Raw genomic sequence first — 13,445 nt, 5'->3', positions numbered from 1 at the left:
ACCACCAAATTTAGGGTTTAGTGCCCTGGAACGGACGCCTTGACCCACTCCGTGACTTCGTCCAGTAATACTGCTTTCCGGGCGTCGCTCGCGAACGAGGACCGGATCGAGTTTGCCGCCAACGTGGCCTGCTCCGGCACCGAGAATTCAAGGACCTTGGCCAACTGCTCGAAGTTGTCGTCCACATAGCCGCCAAAGTAGGCGGGGTCGTCCGAGTTCACGCAAACGTTCAAGCCGATCGCGAGCATGTCCGGCAGCGGGTGATCTGCGAGCTTGTCCACCGCGCGCAAGCGAACGTTGGACAGTGGGCAAACCGTCAAGGGCACTTGCTCGGCGACGAGCCGCTGCACAACGTCCGTGTCCTCCATGCAGCGGATTCCGTGATCGATCCTCTCCACATGCAGCACGTCCAGGGCCTCGGTGATGTAGGACGCCGGTCCTTCCTCGCCCGCGTGCGCGATTCTCCGCAACCCGGCGTCGGCGGCGCGCTGGTACAGTCGCTCAAACTTCGACGGCGGATTGCCCACCTCTGCCGAGTCCAGCCCGATGCCGACGATGGGGGCGTGCATCGCCAGGAGCTGGTCCAGTACCTCGAGTGCGGAGTCCTCGGACATGTCCCTGAGGAACGCGGCAATCAGGAGTGTCGAAACACCGAAGTCCTCCTCCGACGTCGCCAAGGCGTTGGCCATGCCGTTGACTACAGTCTCAAGCGCTACTCCCCTGGATACGTGCGCCTGCGGATCCATCATGATTTCCGCGTGGCGCACTCCCCCGGCAGCTGCGCGCTGAAGATAAGCGCGGGTCATGTCAGTGAAATCCTGCTCGGTCTGCAGGACGGCCATGTTGGCGTAGTAAAGGTCAAGGAAGGACTGCAGGTCCGAGAATTCGTACTTCTCACGCAGTTCTTCGATGTCTTCATACGGTAGTTCGATACCGTTGCGTTCGGCCAGGGCAAAGATCAGCTCTGGCTGGAGAGTCCCTTCGATGTGCAGGTGCAGTTCGGCAACCGGGGGCGCCGTCGTCGTTTTCTCGCCAAAAGTTTCCACTCGACAACTCTAGGCCCCATCCGTGTACGTGTCCCGGAGCACTCAACTTGGTTCTTCGCCGCGGGACCCCCAAACTGAAAGGATGCAGACTTTCCTCCCTTTCGCCGATTTCCGTGAGAGCGCCGCGGCGCTCGACACCTCAAGGCTCGGCAAACAGCGCGTCGAAGCCCTCCAGGTCCTCCGCGCACTGGTCATTCCGGAGTACGGTTGGCAGCAGCACCCGGCCGTCCGTATGTGGATGGGCCACGTCCCGGCGCTCACCATGTACGGCCTGGCAATGGCCGACGAATGGATCCAGCGCGGCCACCCGGACAACACCCGTGGCAACATCGCGGAGTTCGCGCCGCAGGCTGCACACCCTGATTACGCCTCCCGGATCATCATGCCGCCGTGGCTGGGCTACGAGGACCTGCACCTCAGCCATCGCTCCAAGCTCATCGGTAAAGACCCCAAGTTCTACGGGCGGATCTTCCCGGGCGTCGAAGAAAAGCTCGAATACGTGTGGCCCGAGCCCATGCACGAATTCCACCCTGAAGACCCGGAAGACGACCGTCTCTGGATCCTGCGCGCCAATGTGGAGGACATCCGGCCGGAACAGCTCACCACGGTGAGCATGCCCCCGCACGGCAAGGCCAAGCAGGGGGCTGCTGTTTCCGATACCGATGAGTACCAATTTGTGTACGCGGAAGAGAAGTCCCGCCGCCAGCTTAAGGGCCCCAAAAAGCGCCCGGCCAAGGTGCTCGAGAAGAAGCCCACCCGGAAACGCCAGGCCCAGGAAGCTGCCTTCAACACGCTTCCCGGCAAGACCGAGATCGCCGTCCCGTTCGACGGTGGCCAGACCTTCGCTGTCGGATTGATTCATGGACGGCCCATCACGGTTGAGGGCAAGTTCGCCCGCAACTTCGAAGTAACTGACGTGGTCAAGCGCTCCGATTTCGATTACCCGGCGCTCCTCCAGGATCCCCGGGTGTTCTTCCCGATCCCCGCGCCCGTCAAGTAGCCGGGCAAGTAAGGGCGAGGGAGGGCAATGGATTTCCAGCACATCATCGAAGTGGTGGGCCGGTACATGGACTTCGCCGGCGTGGCAGTCATGGTGATCGGGGCCTTGGTCTCGATCCCACTCGCTTTGCGCGGCTACCAACCGAACCGCGCCCGCGGCCTAGCCCCGTTTTCGCCGTACCGTGCCTACCGGCAACTACTGGGACGCTCCATCCTCCTGGGTCTTGAGCTCCTTGTGGCCGCCGACATCATCCGGACCGTTGCCGTGACGCCCACGTTTGAGAGCGTGGGCGTCCTGGCGATCATCGTGCTGATCCGCACATTCCTGAGCTTCTCGCTTGAGCTGGAGATCACCGGCCGCTGGCCGTGGCAAAAGGAGAAGGAGCCCGACGGCGGCACGTCCGTTCCGGATGGCTCGTCCGTGCCGTCGTAGCGCGGGGTTTGCCTACTTCCCGAGCCCTGCCCGACGAAGAGCCTCCGCCATGGCTGTATTGGCGGGAGCCTGGGTCTGCTGTGGCTTGCCCTGACGGCGGTCACCCTGCCGCCCCGCCTGGCCACCGCCGCGCTGGCCCGGCTGGCCACCTGATCGCTGCCCTCCAGCATCGCGTGCGCCCGAGTTACCGCTGCCTGAGTTACGTCCACCGGAACTGCGGCCGCCCGGCGTACCGGGTTCGTCGTCGAGCCTCAACGTCAGCGAGATGCGCTTTCGCTCGGGATCGGCTTCGAGCACCTTCACCTTGACCACCTGGCCTGACTTCACAATCTCACGGGGGTCGGAGACGAACTTGTTGGACAGGGCTGACACATGGACCAATCCATCCTGGTGCACTCCGACGTCCACGAAAGCACCGAACGCGGCTACGTTGGTGACGGTGCCTTCCAGGATCATTCCGGGCTTGAGGTCGGAGATCTTTTCAATGCCCTCGGAGAACGATGCCGCTTGGAACGCCGGGCGGGGGTCGCGGCCCGGCTTCTCAAGCTCGGACATGATGTCCTTGACGGTCGGCAAGCCGAAAGTGCCATCCACAAATGCCTGCGGATCCAACGCTGTAGCTGGTCCGCCGCCTGCCGCCACCAGGATCTTACGGGCCACCGAGTACGCCTCGGGGTGAACGCTGGAAGCATCCAACGGCTCCGCTCCCCCAGTGATCCGGAGGAAGCCAGCGCACTGTTCGAAGGCTTTCGCTCCCAGCCGGGGTACCTTCTTGAGATCGCTGCGCTTGGCGAACGGGCCATTCTCATTGCGGTACGCAACAATGTTTTCGCTCAGCAAAGGTCCCACGCCAGCCACCCGGCTCAACAGGGCAGGCGAAGCCGTGTTGACGTCCACGCCCACGGCGTTCACACAGTCTTCAACCACGGCATCCAGGGAGCGGTCCAGCTTGGCAGCCGTGACATCGTGCTGGTACTGGCCCACGCCGATCGATTTGGGTTCGATCTTCACAAGTTCGGCCAGGGGATCCTGCAGGCGCCGGGCAATGGAGACAGCACCGCGGAGCGATACGTCCATGCCCGGGAGCTCGGACGCTGCCAGGGCCGACGCCGAATACACGGAAGCCCCGGCCTCGGAAACCACGAGCTTCTGGACCCCCTTGGAACCTGCGGCTTCGAGGGACTTGATGAGCTCGGTGGCCAGCTTGTCCGTCTCGCGGGACGCTGTGCCGTTGCCAATAGCAACGAGTTCCACGTTGTACTGCTTGGCGAGGCGACCCAGCGTGGCCAAGGCTTCATCCCACTTCTTCACAGGCGCATGCGGATAGATGGTGTCCGTGGCGACAACCTTGCCGGTGCCGTCCACCACCGCAACCTTTACGCCGGTGCGGAGTCCCGGGTCCAGGCCGAGCGTGGACCGATTTCCGGCCGGTGCAGCCAGCAGTACGTCGCGGAGGTTTGCAGCGAAAACGCGCACCGCTTCATCCTCAGCATCAGCAAACATACGCGCGCGAAGGTCCGTGGTAAGGCGGTCCAGGATGCGCCCACGCCAGGCGAGCTGGGCCGTCTGGGTGAGCCACAGATCGGCGGGACGGCCGTGGTTGGCGACCCCCAGGCGCTTGGCCACAGCGTTCTCATAGCGGCTGCGTGCGGCGGCCAGGGCGTCGTCGTCGGCGGGGTCTGCTTCGGCGGGGTCTGCTTCGGCGAGGTCCAACTCAAGTACGCCGTCCTTCTCACCGCGCAGAAGCGCGAGCACCCGGTGCGACGGCATGCCGGAGGGCACCTGCGTGAATTCGAAGTAGTCCTTGAATTTCTGGCCTTCGGCCTCCATACCCTTCTTGACGCGTGAGACCATGCGACCCTGCTTCCAGAGCCGCTCGCGCAGGTCCTCCGCGAGGTCAGGGTCCTGGGCAACGCGCTCCACCAAAATCGCGCGGGCGCCTGCGAGCGCGGCGGCTGGGTCCTCAATGGAGTGCTCGGAGTTGAGGTACTTGGCGGCCTCGGTTTCCGGATCCAGTTGTGGGTTCGCGAGCAGGGCATCGGCCAGGGGCTCCAACCCGGCTTCGCGGGCAATCTGGGCCTTGGTGCGGCGCTTCGATTTGAAGGGTAGGTAGATGTCCTCCAGCCGCGCCTTGGTATCGGCACCGACGACGGCGGCCTCCAGTTCCGGCGTCAGCTTTCCCTGCGCTGCAATCGCCTCAAGAACGGTCTTCCGCCGCTCTTCCAACTCACGCAGGTACCGAAGGCGTTCCTCGAGATCGCGCAATTGAGTGTCATCGAGCGTCCCGGTGACTTCCTTACGGTAGCGGGCGATGAAGGGCACGGTGGATCCGGCGTCGAGCAGTTCCACCGCGGCTTTGACTTGCCAGGCCTTGACCCCGAGTTCTTTGGCGATGAGGTCATGGATGGCGGAGTCGGCAGAATGGTGTTGGAGAGATTGAGTCACCCTGACAGTTTGCCTCACATGACCGACAGTTTTCAGGTCCGGGTTCCGGAAGGCCTATGCCCGGAGCGCTGTTAGTGCTGTAGTTGGACCATGCAGGAACTGCTCATCATCCTTCAGGACGGGTTTGTTTCCGATGACGTGAGCGTGACCGTCGACGGCAAGGAAGCTGTGTCCGAACGGGATGTGTCCACCAAGATGCTGTTGGGAATGGCCGACGAAATCACGGTGGAACTGCCGGCGAAAGGCGCCACGGTGGGTGTTGAAGTCCGCAGCAGGAAGCTCAGCGCAACGAAAAAGCTCGCGGGTAAACCCCGGAGCCTGATCGTCTCGATAGAAAATGACGAACTCGTCCTGCGCGAAGGAACGGGCCGCGAGGCGTTCCTCTAACGGGGAGCGCTTCGCGGCGGCTGGATACTTCCTGCAGGATCAGTAAGAGCCGGTTTGCTGCTAGTGGGACATATGCTCCTTGGCGGAGATGTGCTCCACCATTTCGCCGACGCGCTGTTCTGCGTAGTGGTTGCGGGCAATATCTCCCTGGCTGATGATGCCTACCAGCTTGTGATCCTTGATGACGGGAAGACGGCGAACCTGATGCTCTTCCATCATGGCGATGGCTTCGTCAACGTTGGCATCCGCGTCAACCCAGTACGGCTTACCGGTAGCGAGGTCGCTTGCCCGGACTTCACGGGCGTCCTTTCCCTCGGCCAGACACTTGACCACGATGTCGCGGTCGGTGATGAAGCCGGTGAGCTTGCCGTCATTGCCGCAGATGGGAAGTGAACCGCAGTCCAGATCCCTCATGAGCCTGGCGGCATCTTCGAGAGTTTTGTCCTCGGCGATGCATTGGGCATCCGTCGTCATGAATTCACGTACGACACTCATGGGTCCTCCTTCATCGAATGGGGTTCACCGACGCGGGGTCCTTCGGCTCCGACGCCGATGATGCCAGCCTACGCTTGGCTACTCCGGCTGACTAGGCGATCCGGCAGGTTGCCGAACGGAAAATTAAGGCAGCACCCTAGATATAGTCCATTCGGTGGAGTATTCTCTTTCTGGGTTACACACGGCTTCTGGGCTTGGCCACTCTCACCCCCTTTGGGACTCCCCGCATGCATCGCCCCGCCCTGAACCGTCATGCCGTCCAGCTGGTTCATCCAGTGATGGGCGAACGCATATTGACTGCTTGCAGAGCGAGAAAGATCCTCACATGGACACCCCCAACGTCCCCAGCACCCACTACAACCCTGTCCCCGGCAATCCCAGTGAAATCCCGTTCCCGCCCTCTCCCGGGCCTCAACCCAATCCGTTGTCGTGGCCGTCGGAAGATTGGTGGAGATGCTGGCGCTCCGCTCCCGTCAGTGGCCGCTATGAGGGCAACCAGGCAGGCAATGGCCCTGTGGGCAGCGCACTGGACCTCCGTTTGGACGTCGATCCGCGGAAGGCCGTGGAATCCCCGGTGCTGAACAAAGTCAGCGGCGATCTCTACAGCACCCGTTGGGTCAAAACTGGTGGCGTAAACCAACTCGTGAAGACCTATGTGGAGTCGTGGATCGTGGACGCGCCCGTAGTCACCATGACCCACGCGGACGCACGCATTACTGGAACGGTCCGCTATTGGAAAGGCACCCATCCCGTCACCACGGTGGAAATCGTCGTGTCATGGGCCCATGGAGCGATAACCGGCGCGGTTGCCACGTTCACGGCAGGCGGCGTTGCCGGGCAGCCATACGCGTGCGCCTACCGCTCAGACTGTTTCCGCGATATAAACCTCGAACTCGACTACTGCACTTCGGTGGACATCGAGCCCAAAGCTCCCGTATACAACAGCCACTCACACAACAACCGCCCTGCGGACCTCGCCAACCGGACCATCACCATAGAGTCCTCGTACCGCGACGCGGGCGTCGCCGTCACCGTCGATCCCATCCACACCGTGATCGATGACAGTGCTGCCGGCTTCGCTTCCTGGAACGTCGGCGAACTTCACGATGCCATGGAGACCTCGTTCGGCAAGTTCAACGCCGGATGGCCTGCCTGGAACTTGTGGGGCGTGCAGGCCGGCCTCTTCGACACCGCCGGAGTTGGTGGCATTATGTTCGACGCCGCTGCAGGCTTTGGCGGCGCCGGTCGCGGTCCGGACCGCCAGGGTTTTGCGGTGTTCCGCAACCACTCCTGGTTCACCAACCTCGTATCCAACCCCACCACCCAGGATCAGGCCTGGGCGATGCGCCACTTCCTGTACACATGGGTCCACGAGGCAGGGCACGCTTTCAACTTCCTGCATGCGTGGGATAAGGCCAGGCCGGATTCCCTGTCCTGGATGAACTACGACTGGAAATACGATCAGCGCAACGGCACCGATACCTTCTGGGGCAACTTCCGGTTCCGGTTCGACGACGACGAACTGCTCCACATGCGCCATGGCGACCGTGCATCCGTAATTATGGGTGGAGATCCGTGGGCTTCCGGTGGGCATCTGGAATCCCCTGCCGGCGCCATGACCGTCTCCGGACCGGGCAGCGATATTGAACTGACGCTCTCAGCCAAGAGCCACTTCGACTACATGGAGCCTGTGTCCATTGAATTCCGCTTGCGGAACACCAGCGATGTGCCAGTGGTGGTGGATGGCCGCCTGGATCCCAGGTTCGGAAACACCACCGTCTACGTGCAGAAGCCCAACGGAACCGTGGTTCTGCACGAATCCGTGGTCTGCTTCTATGGCCTTCCTGAACCGGTGACCCTGGAACCTGCCGCAGCGGCCACGAGTGATGGCAGCGACCGCTACAGCCAACTGGTCCAGCTGGCATATGGAGTGCAAGGCTTCGCTTTTGACGAGCCCGGGCAGTACTTGGTCCGCGCCATCTATTCGACAGACGGCATAGTCCAGGCGTCCAATACCTTGCCCTTGCGGGTCGGCTTCCCGGTCACACGGGAGGAAGATCGGTTCGCACCCGAGTTCTTTACCCGGGAAGTCGGTCTCACCCTGGCGTTTGAAGGTTCGATGTCGCCCCATCTGAGCAAGGGCCTGGACGCCCTTACGGAGGCAGCCGAGCGGTTCGGCGGCGAGCCTTTAGGCGTCAAGGCGGCTACCGCCGTCGCGCAATCCGTGGGAGATGACTTCTATCGCCGCAAGGAAGACAAAATGGTGAAGCACCACAGCGCCGACCCTGAGCGGGCACTGGCGCTGACCGATGCCGGGCTCGCCAGCTACCAGAAGGCCAGTGGTGCGGCGAACAACCTGGCGTACCGGAAGCTCGTGGAACTGCGGACGGAACTGCATGTGAAGGCGAACGACACAGCAGCCGCGAAGTCAGAGGTGGAGACCCTCGCCAAGGACCTGGGCTCCCGCGGCGTCAACCCCACAGTCCTGGCCCAGGTCAAGGAACTGATTCCATCAACTCCGGCGGCCCGTTCCCGCCGGTCGGCTCCGAGGAAGCCTGCCAAATAGTCGTCGGATGACCGTTTGGCATGTGGCTCCTCCGCAGCCGGCGACGGCGGCACGCTCCATCGCTCGAAAAGGTGGGTGCCGCCGTCGCTCCTTTAAGTCGTTGCAGCTATTCGGCGATGTCCTCGGCCCACAGTTCAGGGTGTTCCTCCTGGAAGGCGCGCATCATGTCCACGCAGCGGGGGTCATCGAGGACAACCACGTCAACGCCACGCGAACGCAGGAGGTCGAATTCGCCCGGAAACGTCTCCGCTTCGCCCACCACGACGCGCGGAATCTTGAATTGGATGATGGTTCCCGTGCACATCGCACACGGCGCCAGCGTGGTGTAGAGGGTGGTGTCCCGGTAGCTCTTTTGGCGTCCGGCAGCCCGAAGCGCAGACATCTCGCCGTGGGCTATGGGGTCTCCGTGCTGGACCCGTTCATTGTGCCCACTCGCGATGACCTTCCCACCTCGGGCCAACGCGGCGCCAATAGGAATGCCGCCCTCGCTGAGACTCTTTTGCGCGGCCTCGTAGGCGGCTTCGAAAGCGGGATCGGCGGTGGTACGTGCTGATTCAGTCATGGGTGCAGTCTAAATTGTCGGGGGCCGCTGATAGCTTGGCTTCATGGTCCACTTCGCAGTGGTTCATCCGGCAACAGGGAGTAGGTCACGGTGTTCTTTCTCGATTCGGAGATAGCTGGCGCGCCGCAGGATTTGGTGTTCTCGGCCAGCGATCTTGTCATCGCTGCCACCTGCGAGTACCAGTTGCTCCGGAAACTCGACGAAAAGCTGGGCCGCTCCCCCAAGCCCGACTTCGCGGCCGATGCCATGCTGGAGCGCACCGCCAAGCTTGGCGATGTCCACGAGCACCGGGTCCTGGATGAGTTCGTGGATGAGTTCGGGCTGTGGGACCCTGCCACGGGAAAGGGCGTTTACGACGTCGTCCCCGCCTCCGACATGGACCGCTCCACCCTTTTGGCCAAGCACGCAGAATCCATCCACGCCTTGCGCTCCGGAGCGGATATCGTGTTCCAGGCCGCGTTCTTCGATGGCCAATTCCACGGCCGCTCCGACTTCCTGGTGAAGCGTTCCGCGGGCCAGTACGCAGTCTTCGACACCAAGCTGGCACGCCACGCCAAAGTCACAGCGCTTTTGCAGCTGGCAGCCTACGGCGATCAGCTCCTTCAGGCCGGGATAACACCGGATCCCACAGTCACGTTGGTCCTGGGCAACCGGGTGCACAGCGATCACCCGCTCGCGGAAATTCTGCCGGTCTTTAAGGAACGCCGGGAACGTTTCCTCCGCATGACCGCCGCCCATATGGCTGCTTCAGGACCCATCGAGTGGGGCGACTCCCGTTTCTCCGCGTGCGGCCGCTGCGACTATTGCGCCGAGCAAGTACAACTGCACCGGGACCTCCTGATGGTTGCCGGTATGCGGATCAGCAAGCGTAAGAAGCTGATGGACGCTGGAATCACCACCATCGACCAACTGGCTGCATTGCCTGCGGTCGGAGACCCAACGCTGCTGCGCCTTCGCGAGCAAGCCCAGCTCCAGACGGGGACGGGAACCCCCGACGGCACGGTCAAGTACACCGACAAAGCCGGGGAAACCAAAGCAGTGAGCTACAAGGTGCTGCCGGAGAACACCCTCGGCAGGCTCCCCACGCCGGACCCTGGGGACATCTTCTTCGACTTCGAGGGCGATCCCCTGTGGCAGGACCCAGCCACCGGCAAATGGGGTCTCGAGTACCTTTTCGGAGTCATCGAAAACCCATTGGAGCCTGGCGCTGAGCCCGTCTTCCGCCCGTTCTGGGCGCATTCGAGGGCTGAAGAAGGGCAGGCATTCGTGGACTTCCTGGAGTACGTCGCCAAACGCCGCGCCAGCTACCCCGGCATGCACATCTACCACTACGCGGCTTACGAGAAGACGGCGCTCCGCAACCTGTCGCTGACGCACGTGATGGGCGAGACCGCCGTCGATGACCTCCTGCGCCAAGGTGTCCTGGTGGACCTCTACGACACCGTCCGGCACAGCATCCGCGTATCCGAGAACTCGTACAGCATCAAGAAACTCGAGCCCCTCTACATGGGCCAGCACCTGCGTTCCGGCGATGTCACCGACGCCGGAGCCTCCGTTGTTGCCTACGCGGACTACTGCACTGCGCGGGACACGGGCAACGCCGGCCAAGCCGCCGCCATCCTGGAGAGCATCAGGGACTACAACGAATACGACTGCCTCTCGACGTTGGAACTGCGCAACTGGCTCCTGGCCCGCGCCGCCGAGCGATCCATCGTGCCGGGGGGCTTGGTTGATTCGGGGGATGCCGCCGACGCCTCACAGCGCGCCGAACCGCCCAAATACGAGGCTGCTCCGGAAGAAAGCGCCCTGCTGGACTACGTCGCTGCGCTGCCGGAGGAGCAACGGCTGTCCCCCGATTCCCGGGCAATAGCGATGGTGGCAGCAGGCGTTGGATATCACCGGCGTGAGGACAAGCAATATTGGTGGGGGCATTTCGACCGCTTGGAGAAGCCAGTGTCCCAGTGGGAGGACGGGCGTGATATTTTCACGGTGGAGCGGGCTGTGGTGCAGCAGGAGTGGGCGAAACCAACCCCTCGCAGTAACCCTGTCCGGATCGTGAAACTGCTCGGCCGTTCCGGGGACGGAGCAGGATTGGAACCGGGCAGGACCTATTTCCGGATGTACGAATCTCCGCTGCCGGAGGCTTTGGCTGCCAACGAATCGGTGCTCGGCCGGGCGGGTTGGAGCAACACTAAGATCATCGAAGTCGGCGAAGATGGAGATTTCGAGTCGGTCACCATGGCCGAGAGTCTTCGCAAAGACTCAACCGAGTTCAGCCAGGTACCGATGGCACTGACTCCAGACGCCCCCATTGCCACCAAAGGGCAGAGGGCAGCGCTTGCAGAGTTGGCCAACAGGCTCAGGGATTCGCTGCCGGAATGGCCTCAGGATCCCGCATTGGACCTGTTGCGCAGGAAGCCCCCAAAACTGCGTAGCCTGGAAGCTCTGCCCGCCGTCGGCCGGGGTCCTGATGGCTACATCGACGCCATCACTGCTGCGGTGAAGGATCTGGACAACTCCTATTTGGCGGTCCAGGGACCTCCTGGCAGCGGAAAAACTTTCGTTGGTGCCCACGTCCTGGCCCGTCTGGTGGAGCAGGGATGGAAGGTCGGGGTTGTGGCGCAGTCCCACGCTGTAGTGGAACACATGCTCTGTGCTGCCGTGGAGAAGGCGGGCGTCGATCCTCAACGGGTGGCCAAGGAGGTCAAGCACGGCGACCATGTGCCGTGGTCGCAATGCGCCAAAGCTGACGTGGAGTACGCATTGTCCAAGCCCGGCGGAGCCCTGATTGGCGGGACAGCCTGGACCATGGTGGGAAGTTCGATTCCGCCAGGTTCGCTGGACTTGTTGGTCATCGACGAAGCCGGCCAGTTCTCCTTGGCCAACGCTATGGCCGTCAGCCGGGCCGCTAAGCGGCTCCTGCTTCTGGGAGACCCGCAGCAACTGCCTCAGGTCACGCAGGGCAAGCACCCGGAGCCGGTAGATGAGTCAGCACTCGGTTGGCTGTCCGATGGATACAACACCTTGCCACCGGAACTTGGATACTTCCTGGCCCTGTCCTGGCGCATGCACCCTGCCCTGTGCGATGCGGTTTCGGAGCTCTCTTATGACGGCCGCTTGGAAGCAGCACCCGCGGCCTCCGTGCGCCATCTAGGCCATGCGGAGCCCGGGATTGCTTGCGTATACGTCCCCCACACCGGCAACTCCACAAGCTCGCCCGAGGAAGCCGCCGAGGTTGTCCGCCAGGTACAGGCGCACGTGGGCCTGCCGTGGACTGACCCGTCTGAATCGCCAGGCAGCCGGCCACTTGAAGAAGCCGACATCCTCGTGGTCGCGGCCTACAACGCCCAAGTGCAACTCATCAAGCACGAGCTCCGGGCAGCGGGGTTGGCAAAAGTGCGGGTAGGTACCGTAGACAAGTTCCAAGGTCAGGAATCGCCTGTGGTCATCGTGTCCATGGCTGCGTCCGCAGCGGGCGAAGTGCCGCGTGGCATGGAGTTCCTGCTGTTGCGGAACCGAATCAACGTGGCGGTGTCGCGCGGGCAGTGGCGCGCCGTCGTCGTGCGTTCGCCCGAACTGACCAACTACCTGCCTACGCATCCGGAGGGCCTGGAAAACCTTGGCGGCTTTATTGCCCTCTGCCAGCGCGCGGGTGCCTAGCCGCGTCCTGAACCACCCGCCTCCCCGCCCAACTGGGGGACAGATAACGCTCCAGTGAGGGCTCAGAGGAGCGCTATCTGTCCCTTAGTTGGGAAGGAACAGTAGTTGCGACGGCTAGGGCCTCGTCCAACACGCGGCCGAAGTTGGTGGCGTCGTGCGCGAAGCGGCCCAGGAAGAGTCCGGAGACACCGTCCAGCTGCGGCAGCAGGCCCGGTTTTGCCGAGCCGCCATAGATGATCGGCATCTCGCCCAGCCCTTGCTCGCCGAGCAAAGCGCGCAGCTCACGCACCACCTCGGAGACATACACAGCCGCTGCTGGTTCCGCAGCACCGATTGCCCACACGGGTTCGTACGCGATCACCATGCGGGAAGCCACCGACCAGTCCCCGGACAGCGCTGCCTTAACCTGCCCGAACACGGCATCGGCGGCAGTTCCAGGTTCACCCTCCACAGCCTCCCCCACACACAACAGCGGCGTGAGTCCGACGTCGACGGCGGCACGCACCTTCAGTGCGACGACAGCGTCGTCCTCACCGAAGTGCCGCCGGCGTTCGGCGTGGCCGATCTCCACCAGGCCAACGCCCAGCTCCGCAAGCATCGATGGTGAGACTTCGCCCGTCCATGCGCCGTCCGACCAGCCGCAGTTCTGAGCTCCGAGAACCAATGGCGAGCCCTCAATAATTCCCGAAGCCGCGGGCAGAACGGGGAACGACGGGATCACGAACGGGACCACCCGCCCGGCCTCCAAGGCCGGACGGGCGTCCACTTCTGCAACCAACTGCTCCAACCACGCCAGGCTCTGTGAATAGCCCATGTACATCTTGGTACTGACGCCGATGTACAGGATGTCGG

General features: G+C 62.9%; 10 protein-coding genes. 5 read left to right on the top strand and 5 right to left on the bottom strand.

The window, feature by feature from the left end; genetic code table 11:
* Positions 1 to 17: 17 nt before the first annotated feature.
* Positions 18 to 1,046 (bottom strand): adenosine deaminase, encoded by a 1,029-nt coding sequence (locus ACZ5G6_RS05805; RefSeq protein WP_223936142.1) that lies wholly within the window; start codon positions 1,044 to 1,046, stop codon positions 18 to 20.
* Positions 1,047 to 1,128: 82 nt separating this feature from the next.
* On the opposite strand from ACZ5G6_RS05805, the gene ACZ5G6_RS05800 reads away from it, so the two are divergent.
* Together ACZ5G6_RS05800 and ACZ5G6_RS05795 are read left to right on the top strand one after the other, a co-directional pair.
* Positions 1,129 to 2,046: an MSMEG_6728 family protein gene (locus tag ACZ5G6_RS05800; protein ID WP_223936141.1), complete on the top strand. Its 918-nt coding sequence runs from the start codon at positions 1,129 to 1,131 to the stop codon at positions 2,044 to 2,046.
* 27 nt (positions 2,047 to 2,073) lie between these two features.
* Positions 2,074 to 2,478 (top strand): DUF1622 domain-containing protein, encoded by a 405-nt coding sequence (locus ACZ5G6_RS05795; RefSeq protein WP_223936140.1) that lies wholly within the window; start codon positions 2,074 to 2,076, stop codon positions 2,476 to 2,478.
* 12 nt (positions 2,479 to 2,490) lie between these two features.
* Here the strand turns inward: ACZ5G6_RS05795 and ACZ5G6_RS05790 are convergent, their stop codons facing one another.
* On the bottom strand, positions 2,491 to 4,923 hold the full coding sequence (locus ACZ5G6_RS05790; protein WP_498690055.1) for a Tex family protein: 2,433 nt from the start codon (positions 4,921 to 4,923) through the stop codon (positions 2,491 to 2,493).
* A gap of 90 nt (positions 4,924 to 5,013) precedes the next feature.
* Between ACZ5G6_RS05790 and ACZ5G6_RS05785 the strand changes: the two genes are divergently transcribed.
* Positions 5,014 to 5,310 (top strand): hypothetical protein, encoded by a 297-nt coding sequence (locus tag ACZ5G6_RS05785; protein WP_498690054.1) that lies wholly within the window; start codon positions 5,014 to 5,016, stop codon positions 5,308 to 5,310.
* Between the two features lie 60 nt (positions 5,311 to 5,370).
* Here the strand turns inward: ACZ5G6_RS05785 and ACZ5G6_RS05780 are convergent, their stop codons facing one another.
* Positions 5,371 to 5,805 (bottom strand): CBS domain-containing protein, encoded by a 435-nt coding sequence (locus ACZ5G6_RS05780; protein WP_223936137.1) that lies wholly within the window; start codon positions 5,803 to 5,805, stop codon positions 5,371 to 5,373.
* A gap of 325 nt (positions 5,806 to 6,130) precedes the next feature.
* Here ACZ5G6_RS05780 and ACZ5G6_RS05775 point away from each other — a divergent pair, with 325 nt between their 5' ends.
* Positions 6,131 to 8,371: a hypothetical protein gene (locus tag ACZ5G6_RS05775; RefSeq protein ID WP_498690052.1), complete on the top strand. Its 2,241-nt coding sequence runs from the start codon at positions 6,131 to 6,133 to the stop codon at positions 8,369 to 8,371.
* A gap of 106 nt (positions 8,372 to 8,477) precedes the next feature.
* Here the strand turns inward: ACZ5G6_RS05775 and ACZ5G6_RS05770 are convergent, their stop codons facing one another.
* Positions 8,478 to 8,933 (bottom strand): nucleoside deaminase, encoded by a 456-nt coding sequence (locus tag ACZ5G6_RS05770; RefSeq protein ID WP_223936135.1) that lies wholly within the window; start codon positions 8,931 to 8,933, stop codon positions 8,478 to 8,480.
* A gap of 90 nt (positions 8,934 to 9,023) precedes the next feature.
* Between ACZ5G6_RS05770 and ACZ5G6_RS05765 the strand changes: the two genes are divergently transcribed.
* On the top strand, positions 9,024 to 12,593 hold the full coding sequence (locus ACZ5G6_RS05765; protein ID WP_498690048.1) for a TM0106 family RecB-like putative nuclease: 3,570 nt from the start codon (positions 9,024 to 9,026) through the stop codon (positions 12,591 to 12,593).
* Between the two features lie 73 nt (positions 12,594 to 12,666).
* Here the strand turns inward: ACZ5G6_RS05765 and ACZ5G6_RS05760 are convergent, their stop codons facing one another.
* Entirely contained in the window at positions 12,667 to 13,413 is a 747-nt protein-coding gene (locus ACZ5G6_RS05760; RefSeq protein ID WP_498691773.1) for a triose-phosphate isomerase family protein, read from the bottom strand.
* Positions 13,414 to 13,445 lie beyond the last annotated feature (32 nt).

The sequence above is a fragment of the Arthrobacter sp. TmtSoilC51 genome (assembly GCF_055388015.1).
The sequence above is the reverse complement of the archived record's forward strand: the minus strand, read 5'-3'. Positions and strand labels throughout refer to the sequence as shown.

Excerpts from the sequence above, each read along its gene's own strand:
- ACZ5G6_RS05800 (WP_223936141.1), top strand. The coding sequence starts at position 1,129 with ATGCAGACTTTCCTCCCTTTCGCCGATTTCCGTGAGAGCGCCGCGGCG.
- ACZ5G6_RS05795 (WP_223936140.1), top strand. The coding sequence starts at position 2,074 with ATGGATTTCCAGCACATCATCGAAGTGGTGGGCCGGTACATGGACTTC.
- ACZ5G6_RS05785 (WP_498690054.1), top strand. The coding sequence starts at position 5,014 with ATGCAGGAACTGCTCATCATCCTTCAGGACGGGTTTGTTTCCGATGAC.
- ACZ5G6_RS05780 (WP_223936137.1), bottom strand. The coding sequence starts at position 5,805 with ATGAGTGTCGTACGTGAATTCATGACGACGGATGCCCAATGCATCGCC.
- ACZ5G6_RS05775 (WP_498690052.1), top strand. The coding sequence starts at position 6,131 with ATGGACACCCCCAACGTCCCCAGCACCCACTACAACCCTGTCCCCGGC.
- ACZ5G6_RS05770 (WP_223936135.1), bottom strand. The coding sequence starts at position 8,933 with ATGACTGAATCAGCACGTACCACCGCCGATCCCGCTTTCGAAGCCGCC.
- ACZ5G6_RS05760 (WP_498691773.1), bottom strand. The coding sequence starts at position 13,413 with ATGTACATGGGCTATTCACAGAGCCTGGCGTGGTTGGAGCAGTTGGTT.